Source organism: Pseudomonas sp. PDM05, from assembly GCF_014851685.1.
GTDB lineage: Bacteria > Pseudomonadota > Gammaproteobacteria > Pseudomonadales > Pseudomonadaceae > Aquipseudomonas.
The window spans coordinates 250,111-274,814 of record NZ_JACVAC010000006.1 but is presented as its reverse complement, the minus strand read 5'-3'; the positions used below and the strand labels follow the sequence as shown (position 1 = coordinate 274,814).

The following is a 24,704-nucleotide window of genomic DNA, read 5'->3' as shown; positions in this document are numbered from 1 at the left end:
CGACAAAAACAGGGGGAAAACTGACAATGGCTGTTGTTGAATTGGGTGTGTTGATCTACCAAGGCGCGCAACTGGCCGCCGTGCACGGTTTGACCGACCTGTTTGGCGTGGCCAACCGGATCGCCGCCGAGCATCAATCTGCGCAGTTGCCGTTGCTGCGGGTCAGTCATTGGCAGGTGGATGTCACCGGCACACCTGCGCGGGTATTCGACAGCCATCCTGGCCCTGATCAACCGATGATGGCCGTCTTGGTGCCACCCGCCATTGGCGACTTTACCGAAGAACAAGCGCCGCCGGCGCTGCTGGAATGGATCCGCCAGCAGCACGCGATGGGTACAGTGCTCGGCGGCGTGTGTATCGGTTCGATCATGCTGGCGCGCAGCGGTCTGTTGGACGGGCGTAGCGCCACCACCCACTGGTCCTCCGCCCAGTCCTTCGCCAGGCGCTTTCCCGCTGTGCGCCTGGAAGCGGACAAACCCATCGTCGATGACGGCGACCTGATCACCACCGCCGGGCTGATGGCCTGGTCCGAACTGGGCCTGCGCCTGGTCGACCGGCTGATGGGGCCGAGTGTTGCAGCGGATACTGCGCGTTTTCTGGTGATCGAACACAGTGACAGCGCCAGCCAATGCGGCAGCAACTTCGCGCCGATTCTCGGGCATGGCGACGGCGCGATCCTCAAGGTTCAGCATTGGCTGCAAGCCAGCGGCGCAGTGGATGTCAGCGTCGCGGCCATGGCGCAAGAGGCGGGCCTGGAAGAGCGCACTTTCCTACGGCGCTTTCGCAGTGCCACGGGGTTGAAACCCACCGAATACTGTCAGCACCTGCGCGTGGGCAAGGCGCGGCAAATGCTTGAATTCACCAACGGCACCATCGACCACATCGCCTGGACCGTGGGTTACCAAGACCCCAGCGCCTTTCGTGCCACCTTCAAGAAAATCACCGGCCTGGCCCCCAGTGATTACCGCAGTCGGTTTGGTGTCTGATCGTGCAGAACACCACCGAATCACGGCCGCCTCGTGCAGAATAAAACAGGCGTTATGCCATCGCTTTTTGCGTAACGGCTTGATTTGACAGCCTTCTGTACTCTGCGGGCCTTGGCGTGATCCCTGCATTCCTTCCCCTACACACAGGGCTGCACAGCCGAGGGGAACGCATGACCCCGACACAACGCAAGAAACTCGTAGTCGCCCACTCCACCCGCGAGGGGGCTGCGCAGCATGAGGTCGACACCAATCATCCAGTCCCGATAAGCAGGGTGTCATTGACGCCGCCTTCGCGGGCAAGCCCGCTCCCACAGGAGAGTGCATTCCAGCAGGAAGAATGCATTCCAGCAGGAAGAATGCATTCCAGCAGGGAGAATGCATTCCAGCAGGGAGAATGCATTTCAACTGTGGGAGCGGGCTTGCCCGCGAAGGCAATAGATCAATCAACAGCGATTCAAGCCGGTGCCTTCTTCACCCGCAACGCCTTGGCCTTGGCCTCTACCGCGAGGTACATCACCAATGCAATCAACAGCGGCACAATAAAATAAATCGCCCGGTAGGCAATCAACCCCGCCAATAAACTGCCCCGCGACGCCTCATGCTGCAACAGCGCGATAAACACCGCCTCGAGCACGCCCAAACCCGCAGGAACATGGGTGAGCACACCGGCAATCGCGCTGATCAGCAATACCCCCAACACCAGTGGATAATCGAGCTTGGCCGGCAGCAGGGTGAAGATCACCGCCGCCATCAGCGACCAGTTCAACGCGCCCAAGGCCAGTTGCAGGCATGCCATGCGCACCGACGGCAGATTGATCTCCATGCCCCGGATCGCCCACGCGCGCTTTTTGCAAAACTGGCACGCTGCCAGATACCCCAGGCTCGCCAGCACCAACACCAGGCCAATGCCCTGCAACGCGCCGGTGCTGACTTTCCAGCCCGGCGGCATGCGCACCAGGCCGCTGCTGAACACCACCCCGGCCAGCGCCATGTAGCCAAACCAATTGGTTGCCAGGCTCAGGCCGAGGATCTTGGCGATATTGCCGTTGCTCACCCCCAGCCGCGAATACAATCGATAGCGCATGGCAATGCCGCCGACCCAGGCGCTGAGGTTGAGGTTGAACGCATAACTGATGATCCCCACCGGCAGAATCTGTTTCCAGCCCAGGTTCTGGCGGATGTAGGTGCGGCCGATCAGATCGAAGCTGGCGTACACCAGAAAACTGCACAGCGTCAGCGCGCCCGCGATCAACAAGGTGCGCAGCTTGAAATCGCCCAGGGTCTGCAGCACTTCACTCCAATCGATGCGTCGGGCGAGGAGGGTGAACAGCACAATCAGCGCCAGGAAGAACAACACGGTCAGTGGTTTCTTCCAGTTGGCAAAGCGCGAAGCGCTGGCTTCAGAGGTCATGGGCCTGGCTCTCGATGGGTTTCAACCGCGGCTTGTGCGCTGGCAACCAACCCGTCAGCGCGGGGAAGTGACGCATCACATGAAACACCAGGAACCCCACGGTCAACCGCCATAGCCATAAACGCGGCTTGCGGTTTTCCGGCATGGTCTGACAGTGGTCTTTCGCTAGGGTTTGCAGGCGCTCGTACAGCTGTTGGTTGAACCGGCGGTCATGAATCAACACGTTGGCCTCCAGGTTCAGCGACAGGCTCAGCGGGTCCAGGTTGCTTGAGCCCACGGTGCTCCACTCTTCATCCACCAGCGCGACCTTGCCGTGCAGTGGGCGCTGGCAATATTCGTGGATCACCACGCCGTCCTTGAGCAAGTAGTCGTAGAGCATGCGCGCCGCCAGCTTGGCCAGCAGCACATCGGGCTGGCCCTGCATGATCAGTTGCACCTGTACGCCCCGGCGCGCCGCATTGCGGATTGCGCGCAGCAGGCGGTAGCCGGGGAAGAAGTACGCGTTGGCTATCACCACGCGTGTCTGCGCCTTGCCCAGGGCATGGATATAGGCTTCTTCGATGTCATCGCGGTGTTGCAGGTTGTCACGGTAAATCAGGCGCACCAGCCCCTCGCCTTGATCACCGGGCCACGCTGACGGTGGTTGCTGACGCCGCCGCCAGCCGCGCCGCATTCGCACCTGGCGACCGCTCTGCGCCAGGGCGAAGTGATGCAAGTCCGCCACCGCCGGGCCCGTCACCTGCACGGCGTAATCCTGCTTGGCCTCAGGGCCGAAATCCCCCAGGTGATCCGCCGAAAAATTGATCCCGCCGATAAACGCCACGTTGGCGTCCACGACCACAATCTTGCGATGCAAGCGGCGAAACCAGTTGGTGCGAATGCCCAGGGTCTTGGACGCGGGGTCGAACATCTGCACCGTCACGCCGGCGTCGGCCAATTCGCCGAGAAACGCCGGCTGCAACTCACCGCAACCAAAACCGTCCAGGCTGACCACCACCTTCACCCCACGCCGGGCCGCCTCAATGAGCACGCCTTGCAGCTCAAGGCCTACCTTGTCTTCGAACAGGATAAAGGTCTCCAGCAGGATCTCCCGCTGCGCCTGGCGCAATACCTCGAACACCTTGGGGAAGTACGCTTCGCCGTTTTCCAGCAACTCAACCTGGTTACCGCTCTGCCAGCCGTAATCCAGGTCACGGGCCTTGGTTTGATCCGGCGGCTGGTCGGTGGCGATGTGTTCGACGGCAATGTTCATAGCTCGATCTCCACCGACAGCGGCACATGGTCAGACAAATGCGACCAGGGCCGCGTGGTCAACACCTGGGGGTTGTGTACCTTGAGGTTGCGCACGTAGATACGGTCCAGAGGCAGCAACGGCAGCCGCGCCGGGAACGTGCGCGCCGGCTTGCCATGGGCCTGCACGAATACTTCGGTGAGGCCGCTCTGGCTCAAGTCGGCCTTCTGCCGCCAGTCGTTGAAATCGCCAGCGACCACCAGCGGCGCTTCGGCGGGAATCTCGCGAATGCGCTGCTCCAGCAGGCGCAACTGTTGCTGGCGATGGACCTCGCGCAGGCCCAGGTGGATGCAGATCGCGTGCACCTCATGGCCGCTGCCCGGCAGGCGCAGCACACAATGCAGGAGGCCGCGGTTTTCATGGCCGCTCTGGGAAATGTCGAGGTTGTCATAGCGCACGATCTGGAATTTCGACAGCAGCGCGTTGCCGTGATCGCCGTGGGGATAGACGGCGTTGCGTCCGTAGGCGAACTGCGGCCAGATGCTGTCGGCGAGGAATTCGTACTGTGGCATGTTGGGCCAGTCGCTGTAGCGCTGCGGGTGGCGTTCGTGGGTGCCATGGATTTCCTGCAGGAACACCATGTCCGCGCCCACGGCACGCACCGCTTCGCGCAGCTCGGGCAGGATGAATCGCCGGTTCAGGGCGGTAAAACCCTTGTGGATATTGACCGTCAGCACCGTGAACCGAGTGATGGCGACGTTGGGGGTGATGGGCATCCAGTCGGGGATCGCAGCCATGGTTGCTCCTGAAAAAGAGTTGGGGGCTTACCCTCGTTTAAGGCTGACTCTAAGGGGCCGCGGAAAGTTTCCAGCGTCCTACGGATGGCATAAACATGGCCGCGCGGGGGAACGATCAAGCCTCAATCCCGTCAGTTCCTTACAGACCCATCTGCAAGGAGTCCGGTGTTTTGCTGAATTTCAAGACTGCATTCCTGCTCGCCGCGCTGCTGTTGTGCGCCAGCGGCGCCCTGTACGCCGCGGATTCCGCGCCCGAAGCCCAAGCACCGGCCAAGCCTGAGTTATTGGTGGAAGGCGGGCTGTTGGGGGCCATCAGTTCCAGCATCGACGATGTGCAACAGCAGCTCGACCTCAACCAGGGCCTCATCGACGCCTGGCGCCTGCGCGCCGATCGCGCGGCGGATGAAGTAGGGCGGTTGGTCGATCAGACGTCCGAGCGTTCGCCATGGAGCGTGGCCGGGGACTTCGTCTTGTTGTCCGGGGTGTGGGTCGGTGCGTTTGCCTTGCTGACGTTGCTCGGGCGCTTGATTGTGCAGCGCTTGGGGCGACGCCCATGGTTTGAGCCGCGCGAGCGCCTGCAGGCGCTGCTCGGGTACGTGGTGCCCTATACGATTCCCGCACTGATTTGTCTGCCGCTGACCCTCTATGTCAGCCACTTTTTACCGACTTCCGTAGGACGTGCGCTGGCGCTGTGTTTTGCCTACGCCACCAGCAGCGGGATCTTTTCCACATCGATGCTGCTTTGCGTGATCGTCATGTTCAATCTCGGTCACAAGCGTTCGGCGGTGCGGATTATTCGCAATTATTGTCCCAAGCCGCTGTTCCTGATCGGCTTCCTGGCTGCCCTCAGTGATGCCCTGACCAGCCCGCAAATCGCTCGCCAACTCGGCGGCAATATCACCAGCAGCGTCGCGGTATTTACCGGCCTGTTTGCCGCCGTGATCTTTGGCGTACTGGTCGTGCGCCTGCGCCGCCCGGTGGCCCATCTGATTCGCAATCGGCCGCTGGCCCAGCGCCTCAAGCATCCGGCGTTGCAACAATCCCTGCGGGTGTTTTCCGGGCTGTGGTACTGGCCGATCCTGTTGATGGTGCTGGTCTCGGCGATCAATCTGATTGGCGCCGGCGACGACAATCAAAAAGCCCTGCGCTGCGCCTTGTTCACCACGATCCTGCTGATCGGCACCGTGTTCCTCAGTACCGTGCTGCAACATCTGTTCAAGTCGCGCAGCCAGGTGGCGATCCAGCGCAGCAGTGCCTACAAGGAGCGTTTTCTCAGCCTGCTGCACGCAATCCTGCGCATTGCCATGGCGATCGGCTTTATCGAGATCCTCGGGCGCATCTGGGGTGTCTCGTTGTTCGAGTTCGCCGAGCGCAATTCCATCGGCCGGGCGATCAGCGATTCACTCAGCAGCATCGGCCTGATCCTGTTGATGACCTGGCTGTTCTGGGTGGTGCTCGACACCGCGATCCAGGAAGCCTTGAAACCGCCGGTGAACAAACGCTCCAGCCGCCAGCCGAGCACTCGGGTGAAAACCATCCTGCCGCTGGTGCGCAATGCGGTGAAGATCATCCTGGTGGTGATCTGCGCGATCACCACCATGGCCAATCTGGGGATCAACGTTGCGCCGCTGCTGGCGGGTGCCGGAGTGGTCGGCCTGGCGATCGGTTTTGGTTCGCAGCAACTGGTGCAGGATGTGATCACCGGGCTGTTCATCATCATCGAAGACACGCTGTCCATCGGCGACTGGGTGGTGCTCGACTCGGGCCACGCCGGTACGGTCGAGGGCTTGACCATTCGCACGTTGCGCCTGCGTGACGGCAAGGGGTTTGTGCATTCGGTGCCGTTCGGGCAGATCAAGGCGGTCACCAACCAGTCGCGGCAATTTGCCTATGCGTTCTTCTCGGTGCAGTTCACCTACGACACCGATGTGGACAAGGCCGTAGAGTTGATCCGCGAGGCGGGGCAGTCGATTCGCGACGATGTGTTCCTCAAGTACAACCTGCAAGGGCCGCTGGAGGTGTTTGGCGTCGACAAGATGGACCTCAATGGCGTGGTGCTCACGGCGCAGTTCCGCACGGTGTCGGGCGGGCAATACGCGGTGAGCCGTGCGTTCAACCAGCGCTTGAAAAAGCTTGTGGATAACTGTGCCGAGGTGCAGTTCGCGCAGACTTATCCACAGCAGGTCCTGGTGCCCGCACGAGCAACCCTTGAGCATGACCCGGCCGCGGCCAGCACGAAAACAGTTAATCCGTGACGGTTGCGCTACAAACCCGCAAAATGCAACGATTCTGACCAATACTTAAATAGCCATCGTTCCAAACTGACCGGGCCTGCTCAATCTATGCGAATGCGCCTTATGTTGTTGGGCGGCGGGAATGCCCTCGGGCAGGCGCTGATTCGCCTCGGTGCAGAGGAAGACATCGGTTTCCTCGCCCCCAAACCGCCCCAAGACGGCTGGGATGCCGCGAGCCTTACCCAATTGCTCGACGACACCCGTCCCGATGCGTTGATCAACCTCGCCTACTATTTCGACTGGTTCCAGGCCGAAGCCGTCAGCGAAACCCGTCTGGCCGCCCAGGAGTTCGCCATCGAACGCCTGGCCGAACTGTGCCAGCACCACACCATCACCTTGCTGCAACCCTCCAGCTACCGGGTGTTCGATGGCTCCCGCGCCACCGCCTACAGCGAAAAAGACGAGCCGGTGCCCCTGGGCCTGCGCGGCCAGGCGTTGTGGCGTATCGAACAGAGCGTGCGCGCCACCTGCCCGCAACATGTGTTGCTACGGTTTGGCTGGCTGCTGGATGACAGTGTCGAGGGCTCCCTCGGGCGCTTCCTGGCCCGTGCCGAGAAACCGGACGAATTGCTGATGGCGGACGACCGTCGCGGCAATCCGACGCCCGTGGACGATGCGGCGCGGGTGATCATTTCGGTGCTCAAGCAGCTCGATTGCGCGGCGCCGTTGTGGGGCACCTATCACTACGCGGGCCAAGAGGCGACCACACCGTTGGCGCTGGGCCAGGCGATCCTCACCGAAGCGCGCAATTACCACCCATTGGCCATCGAATCACCCACCGCCCAGGCCCATGCGGCCCGGCCGGATGCGGGTGACGAACCGCAGCATGCGGTGCTGGCCTGCAAGAAGATCCTGCACACCTTTGGTATCAAACCACGGGCCTGGCGGGCGGGGTTGCCGGCGTTGCTGGATCGTTACTACCGTCACAGCTGACACAGCCCAAACGCAAATGTGGGAGCTGACCGCTGTGGGAGCCGGGCTTGCCCGCGATGCAGACACCTCGGTGTATCAGTGATACCGAGGTGTTGCTATCGCAGGCAAGCCAGCTCCCACAGAGGCCAGCTCCCACATGGGTTATGCGCTGCCGCTTAGAACTTGTAGCCGATACCCACCATGTAGACCATCGGGTCCACGTCCACATTGACCTTGGCACGAGTGCCAGGTGCCACGGCGTTGTTTTCCACGGTGGCCTTGGTGCTGATGTCGATGTAGCGCGCCTGGGCGTTGATCATCCACTTGTCGTTGATCATGTAGTCCGCACCGATCTGTGCGGCCCAGCCCCAGGAGTTTTCAGCCTTGAAGTTGCTGAAACCGGCGCCTTGAGCGCGGCTGCCGACGTGCTCGTCGTAGATCCAGGTGTAGTTGATACCGGCGCCCACGTACGGTTGGAAGGCAGACTTGTTGTCCAGCGGGTAGTACACGACGCTCAGGGTCGGCGGCAGGTGTTTCAGGGTGCCGAGCTTGCCGTTGGCGGCGCCGAGGGCGGTGTTCTTGATCTTCACGTCATGTTCGAACGGCGTGGCGGCCAGCAGTTCGATACCGACGTGGTTGGTCAGCATGTAGGCGAAGTTCAGGCCCAGTTGGGTGTCGCTGCTCATGGTCGCCTTGCCGCCCAGGTTGGCGCCTGCCAGTGGGCCCTGGTCAACCTTTACGGTGCCGCTGTCGGCCTTCGGGTTGACGGTAATGGCACCGGCGCGAACCAGGATGTCGCCCGCTTCGTGAGCGTGGGCAACAGGGGCGACGAGGGCGAGCGCGAAGAGGGACGCGCCGAGCAGTGACTTGTTCATGGGAGCTCCAGGGGACGTTTAAAAGTTGTAGGTCCAATGGTAAAGATCGTTCCGTGCGGTCTTTTGATTCAGCTCAATGAAAGGGCGATCAGCGTTATTACTGCAGTTCGTACATGTAAATCTTCTCGGCCTCCATCTGGTAACCGGCGTCGGCCAGCTCGCTGGTGGACGGCTTGACCTGCATCGCGCCCTCGATCCAATACGGCTGGTATAGCTCATCGAGTTTCACGCCGACTTCGCTTTTGACATGCACGATCTGGTTCGACGGCGGCGGTGGCACATGGATGCATGCGCCGAAATACGGCACCAGCAAGAACTCGGTGGTGCGGCCTTCTTCGCTGACTTCCAGCGGCACGATATAGCCCGGCAGGCGGATGTGCTGGCCGTCGAGGGCCTGTACCACGGGGGCGTTGGGCAGGTCCTGCTTGGCGGCCGGCGCCGCTTCGACCGATAAGGTATCGGCCATGTTCGACAGGTCGTGCAGCGGTTTCATGTTCGGTACTTCCGGCGGCGCATCCGGCGGGATCATCTCCTGCCACGACAAATCCTTGGGCTGCCCGGCAGCCCAGGCAGGCACGCTCATCAGCAGCAACAGCGCAAACAGGGCACGACGCATCGAAGCCTTCCTCATAAACGAATGGACAGGCCGTCGGCCAGGGATTGTCGATAGGCACGCCACGCGGGCACGCCTCCCATCAACAGCGCGGCGGCCAGGATACCGGCGAGCAACGTCCATTCATATTCGCTTGGCCATGCCATCGGCAAGTCCAGGCCGTAGTTGGCCTGCAAGTACCCACGCGAGGCGGCGATGCACACGTACAGCAAGCCAATGCCCGCGACCACGCCGGACAGCGCCAGGGCGAAGGCCTCGAAGATCAGCAATGTCGCGATGTGCCACGGACGTGCGCCCACCGAGCGCAAGATCGCCATTTCGCGGCGGCGCTCGTTGAGGCTGGTGAGGATCGCTGTGAGCATGCCGATCAAACCGGTCAGCACCACGAACAGCGAGATCACGAACAGCGCTTTTTCGGCGGTGCTCATCATGCTCCACAACTCTTGCAGCGCCACGCCCGGCAAGATCGCCAGCATCGGCTCGCCACGGAATTCATTGATCTCCCGTTGCAGGGCGAACGTGGAAATCTTGTTGTTCAGGCCCAGCATGAACGCAGTGATGGCCTGCGGGGTGAGGTCCATGTTGCGCGCCTGATCTGCGCTGATACGGCCTTTGCCCTGGGCCGGCACGCCGTTGTGCCAGTCGATGTGGATCGCCTCCATGCCGCCCAGGCTGATGTGCAACGTGCGGTCTACCGGGGTGCCGGTGCGTTTGAGGATGCCGACCACGGTGAAGGGTTTGTCGTCGTGCTTGACCAGGCTGACCACCGCCACGCCATGGGCCAGTACCAGCTTGTCGCCGAGCTTGTAGTGCAACGCCTCGGCGACTTCGGCGCCGAGCACCACTTCGAACGGGTCGCTGGCGAAGGCGCGGCCGCTGGCCAGTTCGAGGTGTTGCTTGCGGCCGTACTGATAGTGCTCGAAGTAGGATTCGTTGGTGCCCATCACGCGGTAGCCACGATGAGAGTCGCCGAGGGAAATCGGGATCGCCCATTTCACCTGGGGGTTGGCGGCGAAGTGCTCGTAGCTGTCCCAGCGGATGTTGTTGGTGGCATTGCCGATGCGGAACACCGAGTACAGCAGCAGGTTCACCGAGCCGGAGCGGGCGCCGACGATCAGGTCGGTGCCGCTGATGGTGCTGGCGAAACTGTTGCGCGCCTCGACGCGCACACGCTCTACCGCCAGCAGCAGGCACACCGAGAGGGCGATGGCGAAGGCCGTGAGGATCGCGGTAAAGCGGCGGTTAGCCAGGCTGGCCATGGCTAGACGGAACAGATACATCTCAAACCTCTGCGGGCGTGGCGGCGCGATTGAGTTCGGCCAGCGACAGGTGGCGGTCGAACAGCGCAGCCAGGCTTTGATCGTGGCTCACAAACAGCAGGCTGGCGCCGGCTTCGCGGCATTCGGCGAACAACAGCTGAAGGAAAGCCTCGCGGGCGTCGTAGTCCAGGGCCGAGGTGGGCTCGTCGGCGATCACCAGTTCCGGTTGGCCGATCAATGCACGGGCGGCGGCGACACGTTGTTGTTGGCCGATGGACAGTGAATCGGCGCGGCGTTCCAGCAAGGTTTTATCCTTCAAGCCGAGGTGCGCGAGCAAGGTCGCGGCGGCTTGATCGACACTGCCGTGGCGCTGCCTGGCCCGTTGCGCACGCAGCTTGGAAAAGTGGCAGGGCAACTCGACATTCTCGCGCACCGACAGGAACGGCAGCAGGTTGAACTGCTGGAAGATATAGCCGGTGTGGTCGACGCGGAAGCGGTCGCGGGCGCCGGCCGAAAGCTCGGTCAGCTCCTGGCCGAGCAGGCGGATGCTGCCCTGGCTGGGCGTTTGCACACCGCCGAGCAGGCCCAGCAGCGTGGTTTTGCCGCTGCCGCTAGGGCCCTTGAGGAACAGGCTTTCACCCGCGTCCAGGCGGAACGCGGGGATGTCGAGCAACTGCGGGTGACCGGGCCAGTTGAAGCCCAGGTCGGACAGTTCGATCAGTGCTTGGGTCATGTGAACTCAGAACTTCAGAGTGGCGGCTGTGGCCGTCGCGTCAACACCTTGCTGGCCGCTCGGGCCGATCAGTTGTACCTGAATTTTCTGGGTGGCGGGGAAGGTCTTGAACACCTGGGTCAGGTCGAGGTTGCTCAGGGCCGTCGGCGTGGCGCAGGTGAATTGGTAGTGGGCGTGGATTTCGCTGTGGTCGTGATGATGCTCGCCGTCTTTGGCGTCGTGATCGTGGTCATCATCGTCGTCGTGATCGGCTTCGGGCTTGTCGCCGAACAGTGGGCTGTTGAGTTCCTGGGAGCTGGCCACGCAACCGGCGGCCTTGGGCAGGTTGAACAGGGCCAGCGGGTTCTCCAGCTGTTTGCGCACGGCCGCGACCTTGGCTTTGTCGGCGGCGCTGGTGGCAGGGTGTTCGAAACCCACCAGGTTCATTGCCGGGCTGTCCAGTTCCAGCTCCAGTGCCTGGCCGTCGAGCACAGCGTTGAGGCGGCCGACGCCATGTTCGTGGGCGCCGAGGCTGCCGTGCTCGTGGTCGTGCTCTTCATGGGCATGGGCAACCGCCAGTGGCAGCAGGGCAAACGGCAAAGCAAGCAACAAACGGCGCATGGGGCGGCTCCAGAGATGAAAGTTTTGTTATGTGATCTTATAACAATAGGGCTGAGAGTTTGACCGCCCGCTTGGCGTTGCGCAAGCCGCATGGGAGCATGCCCGTCAGAAAAAATGCAGGAGTACGGATGATGTTGAGAATTCGTGGAACCGTCGGCGACCTGCCGGTGGACTTGACCCTGGAGCTGGACGACGGCGATTGGGCACGCCTGGGCGCCCAGTTGCAGGCTGCCCCCGCGCCAAGTGCGCCGGCTGCAGTGCCAGTCAAGCAGGATGAAGATCTATGGCAGAAGGCCCAGGATGTATTGCGCAGCGCCGGGCAACTCAGCGGTCTGGAGTTGCTCGATCAATTGGAAGGCCTGGCCGGCGACGCCTCGGCGGGCAAGCGCCTGTTGGTGCGCCTGCGCCATAACGCCAAGGTGAAAGTCGCCAGCGGCGGGGATACGCCGCTGTACAGCTGGATCGGTGATTAGTACAACGCAGCGAACAGCTTGCGGCGGTACACCGTGACCAGCGGGTGATCATTGCCCAGCAGTTCGAACACCTGCAGCAAGGTCTTGTGCGGCAAGCCTTCGCTGTAGCTGCGGTTGCGGATAAACAACTTGAGTAAACCTTCCAGCGCCGCGTCGTACTGCTGGCGCGCCAGTTGCTGGATGCTCAGTTGGTAGGCCGCTTCGTCATCCTGCGGGTTTTGCGCCAGGCGGCTTTTCAGGTCGGCGGCGTCCGGCAGGTCGGCGGCCTGGCGCAGGAAGGTGATCTGCGCCTTGGCGCCGGCGAGGGCGGCCTTGTGCTCGTCGCTTTTGACCGCGTCGAGCACGGTTTGGGCTTCGCCCAGCTCACCGCGCTCGGCCAGGCAGCGTGCATACAGGATCAGCGCGGCGGCGTTGGTGTTGTCCTCGCCCAGCAGCGTCACCAGTACGGCCTCGGCATCGTTGATGCGGCCTTCGGCAAACAACGCCTGGGCCTGCTCCAACGGATCGGCTGCCGCCGGTGGTGGCATCTGCACATGCGGCTCCAGCATTGCCCGCACTGCCGACTCCGGCTGCGCCCCGGCAAACCCATCGACCGGCTGGCCATCCTTGAACAGCACCACCGTCGGCAGGCTGCGAATGCCAAAGCGCGCCACGATGTCCTGTTCGGCCTCGCAATCGACCTTGGCCAGCAGCAACTCGCCCTGGTAACTCTCGGCAATCTGCGCCAACAACGGCATCAACGCCTTGCACGGCGCACACCACTCGGCCCAGAAGTCCACCAGCACGGGCTTGTGGAAGGAGTTCTCGATCACTGCCTGGTCGAATGTGGCGGTGGTGACATCGAAGATATACGGCGTGGGCTCACTCATGGGGCGTCTCGAATAAAGCGGGAATGGGGGGAACTATAAGGGCTGGCGCAGTTGGCTGAAAGCACGGCGGGTTCAAGATCGCTATCGCGGGCAAGCCCGCTCCCACAGGGGAATGCATTTCAACAGGACGCGGCAGTGCGAATCTGGGAGCGGGCTTGCCGGCGATGGCCTCAAGGCCGCCGCGAGTGGTACAGGCTCACCTTGCGAAACTCCCAAGGCTCGGCCAGGTCCGGCAGCGTCAACGCGTCCAGGACTTCCAGTCTTTGATACTCCGCATGTTGAAAGTCGCGCACCCGCGAATCGGCCACCAGTGCCTCACGGCCGCGGGTCAGGAAGTGATCGAGCAGCGGCAGGTTGGCGCGGTCGTAAAGCACGTCGGCCACGAGGATCAGGTCGAAGCGGTCGGTTTCGGCAAAGAAGTCCTGTGAATACCCCAGTTCCACACCGTTGAGTTCGGCATTCGCCCGGCAAGACGCCAGCGCCAGCGGATCAAGATCGCACGCCACCACTTCCAGGGCGCCGGCCTTGACCGCCGCAATCCCGGCCACGCCGGAGCCGGCGCCAAAATCCAGCACGCGCTTGCCGGCAACCCACTCGGGATGCGCCGCCAGATACCGCGCCAGCGCCAGGCCGCTGGCCCAGCAGAAGCTCCAGTACGGCGGTTCATGCAGGATGCGCCGGGTTTCTTCGGGGCTGAAGGCGCGGTCCATGTTGTCTGCATCCAGCAGCCATAACGACAACTCGGTGCCCGGCAGCGGGCAGGGCATCAGTTGGGCGTCGCCGATCAGTTCGCTCAGTGCCGCTTGCAGGGCCAGCGGTGGCGTCATGGTGCCTTGACGAGTTGCAGGGGGCCGGTGGTCTGGGTGATCGCCTGGGTGATGCGCACGGCGGGCAGGTGCAGGATCAACTGGCCGGACTGGCTGGCGCGGCCGCGCAATTCAACGCGGGCGCCGGCCGGGAAGGCCTGGGGGTTGAAACGCAGGCGGAAGGCCAGGGGCTTGCCATTGCCGGTGAGCACGCTGCTGGCGAGCAACTGTTGTGGGCGCGAGCGATCGTCGATCACCAGCAGGGCCATCTCGACTTCGGCGCCGGCCGGCACGTTGGTCAGGCTGCCGTTGATTTCACGCTGATAGGCCGGTAGCGGGCCGAGGTCTTCAAGGCCCGGGACTTTTTTCTCTTGCGCAGGCTGAGGGGCGGGCGCGGAAGGTTTGGGGGCTTCGCTGCTGCAGGCGACCAGGAAACTGAACACGGTAAGTAATACAAGTGGTCGTAACTGCATGTACGGCTCCAGAAAGGGCAAAATCCGTGGCTTAAAAAATATGAAACATAATAGTCAGCCTATATACCGTAAAGGCTATGGCTTGTCTTGCCACGGGGATGCGCTACCATGGCCCTCCCTTTTTTTGTTGCCTGCCACCATGCACTGTCCCTTCTGCGGTGCCAACGACACCAAGGTCATTGACTCACGTCTGGTCGCCGAGGGCGATCAAGTGCGTCGCCGGCGCGAATGCCTGGCCTGTGGTGAACGTTTCACCACCTTCGAAACCGCCGAACTGGTATTGCCGCGCCTGATCAAGTCCGACGGCAGCCGCCAGCCTTTCGACGAAGAAAAACTGCGCGCCGGTATGCAGCGCGCCCTGGAAAAACGCCCGGTGAGTGTCGAGCGGCTGGAGGCGGCGCTGGCGCATATCAAGCACAAACTGCGTGCGACCGGCGAGCGCGAGGTCAAGAGCCTGGTGGTTGGAGAACTGGTGATGGGCGAGCTGCAAAAGCTCGACGAAGTCGCCTATATCCGTTTCGCCTCGGTCTATCGACGCTTCCAGGACCTCAATGAGTTCCGCGAAGAGATCGACCGCCTGGCCCGGGAGCCTGCCAAACAATGAACCCACCGTCTGCCGAACAAGCTGTCCTGGACGCCCACTACATGGCCCGTGCCCTCGAATTGGCGCGCAAAGGCTTGTACACCACCCATCCCAACCCTCGGGTCGGCTGCGTGATCGTGCGCGATGGGCAGATTGTCGGTGAAGGTTGGCATGAGCGCACCGGCGAGCCCCACGCCGAGCCCAACGCCTTGCGCGCCGCCGGTGACAAGGCCCGGGGCGCCACGGTGTACGTGACCCTCGAACCGTGCAGCCACCACGGGCGTACACCGCCGTGCGCCGATGCCTTGGTCACGGCCGGTGTCGCGCGCGTCGTGGCCGGCATGCAGGACCCGAACCCCGAAGTGGCCGGGCGCGGCATGCAGCGTCTGGCACAAGCCGGGATCGAGGTCTTTAGTGGCGTGCTGGAAGCCCAGGCCCGCGCATTGAATCCGGGGTTCCTCAAGCGCATGGAACACGGCCTGCCCTTCGTGCGGGTCAAGCTGGCAATGAGCCTGGACGGTCGCACCGCCATGGCCAGTGGCGAAAGCCAATGGATCACCGGTCCGGCTGCCCGCGCCGCCGTGCAGCGCCTGCGTGCCGAGGCCAGTGTGGTGCTGACCGGCGCCGACACGGTGCTCGCCGACGGCGCCCGCCTGACCGTGCGCGCTGCCGAACTGGGCCTGGACGAAGCCACCACGGCCCTGGCCATGTCGCGTCCGCCGTTACGTGTACTGATTGACGGCCGCCTGCGCGTGCCGCTCAACGCACCGTTCTTCAAGGCCGGGCCGGCGCTGGTCATCACCTGCGTAACCCCGGAGAACCAGTTCCCACGTGGCCCCGAATGCCTGGTGGTGCCGGGTGTCGATGGCCAGGTCGACCTGCGTTCGGCGCTGGTGGCGCTGGCCGCCCGTGGCGTCAACGAAGTGTTGGTCGAGGCAGGCCCAAGCCTGGCGGGGGCATTTGCCCAGCAAGGCCTGGTGGATGAGTACGTGATATTCATCGCCGGCAAGTTCCTCGGTTCCGCTGCACGGCCGTTGCTGGACTGGCCGCTTGAGAAACTGGCCGACGCTCCCCAACTCAAGATCACTGAAATGCGCGCTGTAGGCGACGACTGGCGAGTCACTGCCATCCCGCTTCCACCCGCGAGCGTATAATTCTGACCGGGCGCTCAAGTGCCCGCACCGTTTTCCAGGAGAAGGCCATGTTCACCGGCATCATCGAATCCATCGGCAGCATCCGCGCCATGACCCCAAAAGGCGGCGATGTGCGCCTGTCGGTTGAAACCGGCAAGCTCGACCTCGGCGACGTCAAGCTGGGTGACAGCATCGCGATCAACGGCGTGTGCCTGACCGTCATCGAGTTGCCGGGCAACGGCTTTGCCGCCGACGTCAGCCGGGAAACCCTGGATTGCACCGCGATGAACGACCTCAAGGCTGGCAGCCCGGTCAACCTGGAAAAAGCCCTCACCCCAACCACCCGCCTGGGTGGTCACCTGGTCAGCGGCCATGTCGATGGCGTCGGCGAAGTGGTAGCCCGCAGCGAAAACGCGCGTGCCGTGGAATTCCGTATCCGCGCGCCCAAAGAGCTGGCCAAGTACATCGCGCACAAAGGCTCGATCACCGTCGATGGCACCAGCCTGACCGTGAACGCCGTGAACGGCGCCGAATTCGAACTGACCATCATTCCCCACACCCTCAGCGAAACCATCATGGCGTCCTACCAGCCAGGCCGCCGGGTGAACCTGGAAGTCGACTTGCTTGCCCGTTACCTGGAGCGCCTGCTACTGGGCGATAAGGCCGCAGAGCCAACCGGAAGTAACATCACCGAAAGTTTTCTGGCCGCTAACGGCTACCTGAAATCCTGACCAAGGGGGTGCCACGTGGCGCTCAATAGCATCGAAGAACTGGTTGAAGACATCCGCCAAGGCAAGATGGTCATCCTCATGGATGACGAAGACCGCGAGAACGAAGGCGACATCATCATGGCCGCCGAGGCCTGCAAGCCCGAGCACATCAACTTCATGGCCAAGCACGCCCGTGGGTTGATCTGCATGCCCATGAGCCGCGAGCGCTGCGAATTGCTCAAGCTGCCGTTGATGGCGCCGCGCAACGGCTCCGGGTTTGGCACCAAGTTCACCGTGTCCATCGAAGCGACGACGGGCGTCACCACCGGTATCTCCGCTGCCGACCGCGCACGCACCGTGCAAGCGGCCGCCGCGAAGGACGCCAAGGCCGAAGACATCGTCAGCCCCGGCCACATCTTCCCGTTGATGGCCCAACCGGGTGGCACCCTGGCCCGCGCCGGCCACACCGAAGCCGCCTGCGACCTGGCGCGCATGGCCGGTTTCGAGCCCAGCGGCGTGATCTGCGAAGTGATGAATGACGACGGCACCATGGCCCGTCGCACCGAACTCGAGGCGTTTGCCGCCGAACACGACATCAAGATCGGCACCATCGCCGACCTGATTCACTACCGGATGATCCACGAACGTACCGTTCAGCGGATTGCCGAGCAGCCACTGGACAGCGAACTGGGCCAATTCAATTTGGTGACCTACCGTGATTCAGTGGAAGGCGACGTGCACATGGCCCTGACCCTGGGCACCGTGTGCGCCGAAGAGCCGACCCTGGTGCGCGTGCACAACATGGACCCACTGCGCGATCTGCTGATGGTCAAGCAGCCGGGCCGCTGGAGCCTGCGCGCCGCGATGGCTGCGGTCTCCGAGGCCGGCAGCGGTGTGGTGCTGTTGCTCGGTCACCCGCTGGATGGCGATGTGCTGCTGGCGCATATCCGTGAAACGGCCGACCACGCGCCGGTGAAAAAGCCGACCACGTACAGCATTGTCGGTGCCGGTTCGCAGATCCTGCGTGACCTGGGCGTGCGCAAAATGCGCCTGATGAGTGCGCCGATGAAATTTAATGCCATATCCGGTTTCGACCTGGAAGTTGTAGAATACGTGCCCTCCGAATAAAGGCCGGCGATTTCTGCCCCTTGTTCGCGGTTAAATCATCACTAAGGGACGCACTTTTCGCGTCCCCGCTCTTTAAGAGATTTGTCGAATGACCCTGAAGACCATCGAAGGTACCTTCATCGCCCCCAAAGGCCGCTACGCCCTGGTGGTTGGCCGCTTCAACAGCTTCGTGGTTGAAAGCCTGGTAAGCGGTGCCGTGGACGCCCTGGTTCGCCACGGTGTGAGCGAGAGCGACATCACGATCATCCGTGCGCCTGGCGCCTTCGAAATTCCGCTGGTTGCGCAAAAAGTTGCTCAACAGGGCGAATACGCGGCGATCATCGCCCTGGGCGCGGTCATTCGGGGCGGCACTCCGCACTTCGAATACGTGGCTGGCGAATGCACCAAGGGCCTGGCCCAGGTGTCCATGGAGTTCGGCGTGCCGGTTGCGTTCGGCGTTCTGACCGTTGATTCCATCGAGCAAGCCATCGAGCGTTCCGGCACCAAGGCCGGCAACAAAGGTGCTGAAGCTGCCCTGTCCGCCCTGGAAATGGTCAGCCTGCTGTCGCAGTTGGAGGCCAAGTGATTTCCGACGAGAGCGATCGTTTCAACCCACGCGACGAGCGTCCGGCCGATGCCGGCAAGCCATCGAAGAACGAGAAGCGTCGCGCTGCTCGTCAGTTGGCGACCCAGGCGCTGTACCAACGTCACCTGGCCGGTGCCTCGCTGAACGAAATCGAAGCGCAGTTTCGCGTCGACAACGATTTCACCTTCGCCGACCTGCCGTACTTCCACGACATCCTGCACGGCGTGCATGCGCACCTGACCGAGATCGACACGGCCCTGGCACCTTGCCTGGACCTGACCATCGAGGAACTGGACCCGGTTGAACTGTGCGTGATGCGCCTGTCCGCTTGGGAACTGCTCTATCGCGTCGACGTGCCGTACCGCGTAGTGATCAACGAGGGCATCGAACTGGCGAAAGTCTACGGTTCGACCGACGGTCACAAGTTCGTCAATGGCGTACTCGACAAGCTGGCCCCGCGCCTGCGCGAAGCCGAAGTGAAGGCGTACAAGCGCTAACCTGCGCTTGAATTCTTGATGGGCGAGTTTGAGCTGATCCGTAAATACTTCGCCGCCGCGCCCTGTGCGCAGGGCGGCGAAGGCATTGCCCTGGGGATCGGCGATGACTGCGCCTTGCTGGCGCTCCCCGCTGGGGAGCAGTTGGCAATCTCCACCGATACCTTGGTGGCCGGGGTGCATTTTTCCGACCCTTGCGACCCGTTCCTGCTCGGCCAGCGCTCGTTGGCCGTGGCGGTAAGCGACCTGGCGGCCATGGGCGCCCATCCCCTCGCATTTACCCTTGCCCTGACCACGCCGACCGTGGATGCCGATTGGCTGCAACGCTATGCCCAAGGTTTGAACGCCATGGCGCAGAGTTGCGGCGTGGGCCTGGTGGGCGGTGATACCACACGTGGCCCGCTGAGCCTGACCCTGACCGTGTTCGGTCGTGTGCCGGCCGGGCAGGCGTTGACCCGCAGCGGTGCGCAGCCGGGCGACCTGCTGTGCGTGGGCGGTGAGCTGGGCAACGCCGCCGGTGCCTTGGCTTTGGTCCTGGGGCAGCGCAGCGCCGACGCAGCCATCGCCGAACCGTTGCTGGCCCATTACTGGTCGCCACAACCGCAACTGGCCCTGGGGCTGGCGCTGCGGGGCAAGGCTACGTCTGCGATGGACATCTCCGACGGTCTGCTGGCTGATTGCGGGCATATCGCCAAGGCTTCGGCCGTCAGCCTGTTGATCGAGCGCGAGCGATTGCCGCTGTCAGAGGCGTTGCTGGCGTTTGTCGGCGATGACGAAGCGCGTGTGGCCGCGTTGAGTGGCGGCGATGATTATGTGCTGGCGTTCACCCTGCCACCTGCCGAACTGGCGCCGTTGCTGGCCAGCGGTTGGCCGGTGCGGGTGATTGGCCGGGTCGAGGTGGGGCAGGGCGTGACGCTGCTGGACGCCAACGGGCGGGACATCACCCCGGCCGTGCGCGGTTATCAGCACTTTCGCGATGCGCCGTAAGTCGGCGCGCTGCGCTACCCTCTATCCGATGGTTACGAAGTAGGAGGTTGTCCGTATGGATGTGCGCCGCTGGCTGCTTATCCTACTGTGCGCAATGACATCTTTGGCTCAGGCCGATCAGGTGCCCGGCAAGGTTCTGCTCGCCAGTGAAGCCTGGGACGACTACACCAATACCGATGGCAGCGGTCTGGCCTGGGACGTCTTGCGCCAGGTGTTCGAGCCGGAGGGAATCACCCTGCAAACCCGTACCGAACCCTATACACGCTCGGTCGGCCTTACCCAGCGCGGCGAGGTGGACGGCTGGGTGGGCGCCTATCGCGACGAAGCCACCGGCGTGTTGTATCCCCGCTCGAATTTCGACTCCGACCATATCTACGCCCTTGGACTGGCCAGCACGCCACCGCCGACGTTGGCCACATTGGGCAACTATCGCCTGGCCTGGGTGCGCGGCTACAAGTACGAGGACTACCTGCCCAATGTGCAGCGTTTCAACCAGATCGAGCGGCGCGACAGCGTCACGTCAATGCTCCTGCATGCCCGGGCGGACTTCTATATCGATGCCCTGACCGAGGTCAGCGAAGTCCTCAAGCAAGCGCCAGACCCTTCCAGGTTCAAACTGACGCATCTCGCGGAACTGCCGCTGTACGTGGGTTTTGCCGATACCGAACGAGGCCGCAGCCTGATGGCGGTATTTGACCGGCGCATGGCGGCCCTGGTGAGCAGCGGCGAGCTGAAGCCGATCTTTGAACGCTGGAAACAGCCGTATCCGTTCTGACCTGCATAGAACCGGGATGAAGGCCAATCGAACCGATTGATCTTTATCAGCGATAATTCAGCTTAAGCGTCTGTAGGAACGTGCTGTTACAATGGCCGCCTTTGTAAAAACTGAAATCAGGAGCACACGGTGCCCGTCGTTTTCGTCGCCGCTTCCAAGCTGCCTACCCCTTTTGCCACGTTCACCATGAACGGCTTTCTCGAAGAAGCCACCGGCCGCGAGCACGTTGTGCTCAGCCTTGGCGACATCGCTGACGGCGCGCCGGTGCTTGGCCGCGTGCACTCCGAATGCCTGACTGGCGACGCACTGTTCAGCCAGCGTTGCGACTGTGGTTCACAACTGGAAGCCGCCATGCGTGCCATCGCCCGTGAAGGCCGTGGTGTGTTGCTGTATCTGCGCCAGGAAGGCCGTGGCATTGGCCTGATGAACAAGATCCGCGCCTATGAGTTGCAAGATGGCGGCGCCGACACCGTCGAAGCCAACGAGCGCCTGGGGTTTGCCGCCGACCAGCGGGACTATGCGATCTGCCTGCCGATGCTCGAGCACCTGGGCGTCAAGTCCCTGCGCTTGATGACCAACAACCCGCGCAAGGTCAAGGCCTTGACCGAAATGGGTATCACCGTCGCCGAGCGTGTACCGCTGCACACCGGGCACAACCCGCACAACAAGCTCTACCTGGCCACCAAAGCCAGCAAGCTCGACCACATGATGGGCAATGAGCATCAGGGCGAGGTCGACCGCGCGTGACCCGTGGCCAGGTGAAACGGCGACTGTCCTTCAACTGGTGGCAGTACCTGGCCCTGGCGCTGCTGCCTTTGTTTGTAATCAACCTGGTGTTTGGTCAGACCGAAGCCCTGCTGCCGGTACTGGCCATGCCGTTCTTTATCGCCGGCGTGGCCTCGATGTTTCTCAGCCTGCGTTACTTTCACGGCTATAAACACGCGTTGATCGCCACCTCCAAAGCCCTCGATACCCCTGAAGAGCCCGCGGCCTGGATCACCCTGGCAGCCCGCCGACGTACCGCCTTGCTGATTGCCGCCATACCGGCCTGGATCGGCGCGCTGGCGGTGTTTGTCGGCCTCGAAGCGGTGCCACTGTTTTTGTTGGCGCTGTCGACGCTGGTGCTGTTTTACCTCTACCGCATCCCTCGCCAACTGGGATGAAGCGCCACTGGCTGGCGCTTGTGTTGCTGGCATCCAGCGTTCAGGTGCTGGCGGTTGAGCGTGTCGTCAGCCTGGCGCCATCCCTGTCTGAAATCGTGTTTGAGCTGGGCGCCGCCGACCTGCTGGTGGGCGTGCTCGACGGCGGCGAACGGCCGGCAGCCTTGGCAGAGGTGCCGTCAGTCGGGCGCTACGGCCAGTTGGACATGGAGCGTCTGCTCAGCCTCAAACCCGACCTGATCCTGCTGTGGCCCGGCAGTGTCGGCCCGGCGCAGCGTGAGCAGCTACAGCGCTTGAATATTCCGGTTTACCTCGCCGACCCCCATAGCCTTGAACAACTGGTCACCCAGGTGGACGCGATTGCCGTGCAACTGGGGCGTGCGGACGCTGGCCGCCGATTGGCCGCCAACTTGCGCGAACAACTGGTTGAACTGCGCCGGCGTTACCAGCGCGCCGAGCCGTTGCGGGTGTTTTACCAGGTGTGGAACCAGCCGCTGTATACCGTGGGCGGTGAGCAGATCATCAGTGATGCGCTGAAGGTGTGCGGCGCACGCAATGTGTTCGATGACCTCAAGCTGCCTGCGCCGCAGGTGAGTATCGAGTCGGTGTTGCAGCGTGATCCGCAGGTGATTCTGGTCGGTGATCAGGTGCAGAAAGAGGCCTGGAATGCCTGGCCGGCGATGGCGATGCGGGTTCGGGTGGTGCCGGACAAAGGGCTGGAGCGGCCCAGTGGGCAGATGGTGCAGGCGCTGGGGCGCTTGTGTCAGGTGATTGCGCCGAGCCTCTGAAGGTAGTCCAAACCAATGTGGGAAGGGCTTGCCCCTCCCACATTCTGATCCGGGTTACAGGCCCAGTTGCGCCGTGCGCTTGAGCACCGCCGCCTCGATACCCGCTTCATCCAAACCACATTCCGCCAGCATCTGCGCCGGCTTGGCGTGTTCGACGTACACATCCGGCAAGCCCAGGTGCAGCACCGACTTGAGGATGTTCTCCCGCGCCAGGAACTCGCTGACCGCCGCACCCGCGCCGCCCATGATGGCGTTTTCTTCAACCGTCACCAGCAGCTCGTGGCTGGCGGCCATCTCGCGGACCAAGGTTTCATCCAACGGTTTGACGAAGCGCATGTCGACCACGGTAGCGTCGATCTTCTGCGCCACTTTCAGGGCTTCGGCCAGTTGCACGCCAAACACCAGGAACGCTGTCTTGCTGCCTTGGCGCCGCACGATGCCCTTGCCGATCTCGATAGGCGCCAGGTCCTTCTCGATCACCGCGTTCGGGCCATTGCCGCGGGGGTAGCGCACGGCGGCCGGACCGTTGTAGAGGTGGCCGGTGCTGAGCATCTTGCGCAGTTCGTTCTCGTCGCTCGGGGTCATCACCAGCATGCCGGGGATGCAGCGCAAGTAGGACAAATCAAAGCTGCCGGCGTGGGTCGGGCCGTCTTCGCCAACCAGGCCGGCGCGGTCGATGGCGAAGAGCACGTCGAGGTTCTGCACGGCGACGTCATGTACCAGTTGGTCGTAGCCGCGTTGCAGGAATGTGGAGTAGATCGCCACCACCGGCTTGGCGCCTTCGCAGGCCATGCCAGCGGCGAACGTCACCGCGTGCTGCTCGGCAATCGCCACGTCGAAGTAGCGCAGCGGGAAACGCTCGCTGAAGGCCACCAGGTCGGAGCCTTCCTTCATCGCCGGGGTGATCCCCACCAGGCGCGGGTCGGCAGCGGCCATGTCGCACAGCCATTCGCCGAACACGCCGGAGTACTTCGGCCCACTGGCCTTTTTCGGCGCGGCGGCGGGGGCGTCCAGCGGTTCCAGCTTGGTGATGGCGTGGTAGCCAATCGGGTCGACTTCCGCAGGCGCGAAGCCTTTGCCTTTCTTGGTGACGATGTGCAGGAACTGCGGGCCCTTGAGGTCACGCATGTTGCGCAGCGTGGCGATCAGGGTCGGCAGGTCATGGCCGTCGATCGGGCCGATGTAGTTCCAGCCCAATTCTTCGAACAGGGTGCCGGGAACCAGCATGCCCTTGGCATATTCTTCGGTGCGCCGGGCAATTTCCCACGCGCCGGGCAGGCGCGAGAGCACTTTCTTGCTGCCTTCGCGCATGCTGGCGTAGGTGCGGCTGGAAAGGATTTTTGCCAGGTAATTGGACAAGCCACCGACGTTGCGCGAGATCGACATGTCGTTGTCGTTGAGGATCACCAACATGTTGGCGTCCACTTCCGGCGCGTGGTTCAACGCTTCGAAGGCCATGCCGGCGGTCAGCGCGCCATCACCGATCACCGCAATCGCCTTGCGATCGCTGCCTTGCAGGCGGGCGGCAATCGCCATGCCCAGCGCGGCACTGATGGAGGTGCTGGAGTGACCGACGCCAAAGGTGTCGTACTCGCTCTCGGAGCGACGCGGGAAGGCGGCAATGCCGTCCTTCTGGCGCAGGCTGCCCATCTGGTCGCGGCGGCCCGTGAGGATTTTATGCGGATACGCCTGATGGCCCACGTCCCACACCAGCCGGTCGTCCGGGGTGTCGAACACGTAATGCAGGGCGATAGTCAGCTCGATGACGCCCAGGCCGGCACCGAAATGCCCACCGGTCTGGCCGACCGTGTAGAGCAATTCCAGGCGCAACTCATCGGCCAGGGTTTCCAGCTCGGCTTCACCCAGACGACGCAGGCCGGCCGGCGTGGCAGCACGGTCGAGCAGGGGCGTGGACGGGCGCTTGCGGGGAATCTCTTGAAACGTCGTGGGCATCAGGCGAATCGTTATAGGTATAGAAGAGGCGGCAGTTTACCTCAAGCATCGCAAACTGCCCACGCAGAGCGCCGAACTTGGCTGATATGCGGCTGC

Annotated in this window: 27 protein-coding genes; 15 read left to right on the top strand and 12 right to left on the bottom strand. The window is 62.9% G+C overall.

Going from position 1 to position 24,704, the window contains the following annotated elements; genetic code table 11:
• Nucleotides 1–26 precede the first annotated feature (26 nt).
• Nucleotides 27–986 (top strand): GlxA family transcriptional regulator, encoded by a 960-nt coding sequence (locus IB241_RS14875; protein ID WP_192299093.1) that lies wholly within the window; start codon nucleotides 27–29, stop codon nucleotides 984–986.
• A gap of 454 nt (nucleotides 987–1,440) precedes the next feature.
• Here the strand turns inward: IB241_RS14875 and IB241_RS14870 are convergent, their stop codons facing one another.
• Genes IB241_RS14870 through IB241_RS14860 form a run of 3 tightly spaced genes read right to left on the bottom strand, consistent with a single transcriptional unit; the run spans nucleotide 1,441 to nucleotide 4,425 of the window.
• Entirely contained in the window at nucleotides 1,441–2,397 is a 957-nt protein-coding gene (locus IB241_RS14870) for a lysylphosphatidylglycerol synthase domain-containing protein (protein WP_192299092.1), read from the bottom strand.
• Nucleotides 2,387–3,649 carry a cardiolipin synthase ClsB gene (gene clsB / locus IB241_RS14865; protein WP_192299091.1) on the bottom strand — a complete coding sequence of 421 codons (1,263 nt, stop codon included), beginning with the start codon at nucleotides 3,647–3,649 and terminating at the stop codon, nucleotides 2,387–2,389. The genes IB241_RS14870 and clsB overlap by 11 nt, the downstream gene beginning before the upstream one ends.
• Nucleotides 3,646–4,425, bottom strand: coding sequence for an endonuclease/exonuclease/phosphatase family protein (locus IB241_RS14860; RefSeq protein WP_192299090.1), 780 nt, complete (start codon nucleotides 4,423–4,425; stop codon nucleotides 3,646–3,648). Before IB241_RS14860 ends, clsB begins: the two co-directional genes overlap by 4 nt.
• A 170-nt stretch (nucleotides 4,426–4,595) precedes the next feature.
• Here IB241_RS14860 and IB241_RS14855 point away from each other — a divergent pair, with 170 nt between their 5' ends.
• Nucleotides 4,596–6,680: a mechanosensitive ion channel family protein gene (locus IB241_RS14855; protein ID WP_192299089.1), complete on the top strand. Its 2,085-nt coding sequence runs from the start codon at nucleotides 4,596–4,598 to the stop codon at nucleotides 6,678–6,680.
• Between the two features lie 87 nt (nucleotides 6,681–6,767).
• Nucleotides 6,768–7,652: a sugar nucleotide-binding protein gene (locus IB241_RS14850; RefSeq protein WP_192299088.1), complete on the top strand. Its 885-nt coding sequence runs from the start codon at nucleotides 6,768–6,770 to the stop codon at nucleotides 7,650–7,652.
• Nucleotides 7,653–7,807: 155 nt separating this feature from the next.
• On the opposite strand, the gene IB241_RS14845 is transcribed toward IB241_RS14850, so the two are convergent.
• The 5 genes from IB241_RS14845 to IB241_RS14825 all read right to left on the bottom strand — a co-directional run bounded on the left by IB241_RS14845 (nucleotide 7,808) and on the right by IB241_RS14825 (nucleotide 11,711).
• A complete protein-coding gene (locus IB241_RS14845; protein WP_192299087.1) occupies nucleotides 7,808–8,506 on the bottom strand; it encodes an OmpW/AlkL family protein in 699 nt (232 codons plus the stop codon).
• A gap of 97 nt (nucleotides 8,507–8,603) precedes the next feature.
• The gene (locus tag IB241_RS14840) at nucleotides 8,604–9,122 is read right to left on the bottom strand and encodes a DUF3299 domain-containing protein (RefSeq protein ID WP_192299086.1); all 519 of its coding nucleotides are present in this window, start codon (nucleotides 9,120–9,122) and stop codon (nucleotides 8,604–8,606) included.
• 11 nt (nucleotides 9,123–9,133) lie between these two features.
• Nucleotides 9,134–10,399 (bottom strand): ABC transporter permease, encoded by a 1,266-nt coding sequence (locus IB241_RS14835; RefSeq protein WP_192299085.1) that lies wholly within the window; start codon nucleotides 10,397–10,399, stop codon nucleotides 9,134–9,136.
• Between the two features lies 1 nt (nucleotide 10,400).
• Nucleotides 10,401–11,111 (bottom strand): ABC transporter ATP-binding protein, encoded by a 711-nt coding sequence (locus IB241_RS14830; RefSeq protein WP_192299084.1) that lies wholly within the window; start codon nucleotides 11,109–11,111, stop codon nucleotides 10,401–10,403.
• 6 nt (nucleotides 11,112–11,117) lie between these two features.
• The gene (locus IB241_RS14825) at nucleotides 11,118–11,711 is read right to left on the bottom strand and encodes a DUF2796 domain-containing protein (RefSeq protein ID WP_192299083.1); all 594 of its coding nucleotides are present in this window, start codon (nucleotides 11,709–11,711) and stop codon (nucleotides 11,118–11,120) included.
• A 131-nt stretch (nucleotides 11,712–11,842) separates the two neighbouring features.
• Between IB241_RS14825 and IB241_RS14820 the strand changes: the two genes are divergently transcribed.
• Entirely contained in the window at nucleotides 11,843–12,184 is a 342-nt protein-coding gene (locus tag IB241_RS14820) for a hypothetical protein (RefSeq protein ID WP_192299082.1), read from the top strand.
• Here the strand turns inward: IB241_RS14820 and trxA are convergent.
• From trxA to IB241_RS14805, 3 genes are all read right to left on the bottom strand, one after another.
• Nucleotides 12,181–13,053 (bottom strand): thioredoxin, encoded by an 873-nt coding sequence (trxA, locus tag IB241_RS14815; protein ID WP_192299081.1) that lies wholly within the window; start codon nucleotides 13,051–13,053, stop codon nucleotides 12,181–12,183. The two genes, IB241_RS14820 and trxA, sit on opposite strands and share 4 nt — an antisense overlap.
• A 170-nt stretch (nucleotides 13,054–13,223) precedes the next feature.
• On the bottom strand, nucleotides 13,224–13,880 hold the full coding sequence (locus IB241_RS14810) for a class I SAM-dependent methyltransferase (protein WP_192299080.1): 657 nt from the start codon (nucleotides 13,878–13,880) through the stop codon (nucleotides 13,224–13,226).
• Complete coding sequence (locus tag IB241_RS14805; RefSeq protein ID WP_192299079.1) at nucleotides 13,877–14,332, bottom strand: YbaY family lipoprotein; 456 nt, start codon at nucleotides 14,330–14,332, stop codon at nucleotides 13,877–13,879. Before IB241_RS14805 ends, IB241_RS14810 begins: the two co-directional genes overlap by 4 nt.
• Before the next feature lie 139 nt (nucleotides 14,333–14,471).
• On the opposite strand from IB241_RS14805, the gene nrdR reads away from it, so the two are divergent.
• The 11 genes from nrdR to IB241_RS14750 all read left to right on the top strand — a co-directional run bounded on the left by nrdR (nucleotide 14,472) and on the right by IB241_RS14750 (nucleotide 22,655).
• Complete coding sequence (nrdR, locus tag IB241_RS14800) at nucleotides 14,472–14,936, top strand: transcriptional regulator NrdR (protein ID WP_192299078.1); 465 nt, start codon at nucleotides 14,472–14,474, stop codon at nucleotides 14,934–14,936.
• The gene (gene ribD / locus IB241_RS14795) at nucleotides 14,933–16,069 is read left to right on the top strand and encodes a bifunctional diaminohydroxyphosphoribosylaminopyrimidine deaminase/5-amino-6-(5-phosphoribosylamino)uracil reductase RibD (protein ID WP_192299077.1); all 1,137 of its coding nucleotides are present in this window, start codon (nucleotides 14,933–14,935) and stop codon (nucleotides 16,067–16,069) included. Before nrdR ends, ribD begins: the two co-directional genes overlap by 4 nt.
• Before the next feature lie 47 nt (nucleotides 16,070–16,116).
• Nucleotides 16,117–16,779 carry a riboflavin synthase gene (locus IB241_RS14790; RefSeq protein WP_017736638.1) on the top strand — a complete coding sequence of 221 codons (663 nt, stop codon included), beginning with the start codon at nucleotides 16,117–16,119 and terminating at the stop codon, nucleotides 16,777–16,779.
• A gap of 15 nt (nucleotides 16,780–16,794) precedes the next feature.
• A complete protein-coding gene (gene ribBA / locus IB241_RS14785; RefSeq protein WP_192299076.1) occupies nucleotides 16,795–17,886 on the top strand; it encodes a bifunctional 3,4-dihydroxy-2-butanone-4-phosphate synthase/GTP cyclohydrolase II in 1,092 nt (363 codons plus the stop codon).
• An 88-nt stretch (nucleotides 17,887–17,974) separates the two neighbouring features.
• Nucleotides 17,975–18,451 (top strand): 6,7-dimethyl-8-ribityllumazine synthase, encoded by a 477-nt coding sequence (gene ribE / locus IB241_RS14780; RefSeq protein WP_003176356.1) that lies wholly within the window; start codon nucleotides 17,975–17,977, stop codon nucleotides 18,449–18,451.
• On the top strand, nucleotides 18,448–18,948 hold the full coding sequence (gene nusB / locus IB241_RS14775) for a transcription antitermination factor NusB (RefSeq protein ID WP_192299075.1): 501 nt from the start codon (nucleotides 18,448–18,450) through the stop codon (nucleotides 18,946–18,948). The genes ribE and nusB overlap by 4 nt, the downstream gene beginning before the upstream one ends.
• A gap of 18 nt (nucleotides 18,949–18,966) precedes the next feature.
• Nucleotides 18,967–19,932, top strand: a complete 966-nt coding sequence (gene thiL / locus IB241_RS14770) for a thiamine-phosphate kinase (protein WP_192299074.1) — start codon at nucleotides 18,967–18,969, stop codon at nucleotides 19,930–19,932.
• 55 nt (nucleotides 19,933–19,987) lie between these two features.
• A complete protein-coding gene (locus tag IB241_RS14765; protein ID WP_192299073.1) occupies nucleotides 19,988–20,707 on the top strand; it encodes a substrate-binding periplasmic protein in 720 nt (239 codons plus the stop codon).
• 129 nt (nucleotides 20,708–20,836) lie between these two features.
• Nucleotides 20,837–21,454, top strand: a complete 618-nt coding sequence (gene ribA, locus IB241_RS14760) for a GTP cyclohydrolase II (RefSeq protein ID WP_016978544.1) — start codon at nucleotides 20,837–20,839, stop codon at nucleotides 21,452–21,454.
• Nucleotides 21,451–21,870, top strand: coding sequence for a nuclear FMR1 interacting 1 family protein (locus IB241_RS14755; protein ID WP_192299072.1), 420 nt, complete (start codon nucleotides 21,451–21,453; stop codon nucleotides 21,868–21,870). Before ribA ends, IB241_RS14755 begins: the two co-directional genes overlap by 4 nt.
• Nucleotides 21,867–22,655, top strand: coding sequence for a cobalamin-binding protein (locus IB241_RS14750; protein WP_192299071.1), 789 nt, complete (start codon nucleotides 21,867–21,869; stop codon nucleotides 22,653–22,655). Before IB241_RS14755 ends, IB241_RS14750 begins: the two co-directional genes overlap by 4 nt.
• 54 nt (nucleotides 22,656–22,709) lie before the next feature.
• Here IB241_RS14750 and dxs read toward each other — a convergent pair whose 3' ends face one another.
• On the bottom strand, nucleotides 22,710–24,608 hold the full coding sequence (dxs, locus tag IB241_RS14745; protein ID WP_192299070.1) for a 1-deoxy-D-xylulose-5-phosphate synthase: 1,899 nt from the start codon (nucleotides 24,606–24,608) through the stop codon (nucleotides 22,710–22,712).
• Nucleotides 24,609–24,704: the final 96 nt, after the last annotated feature.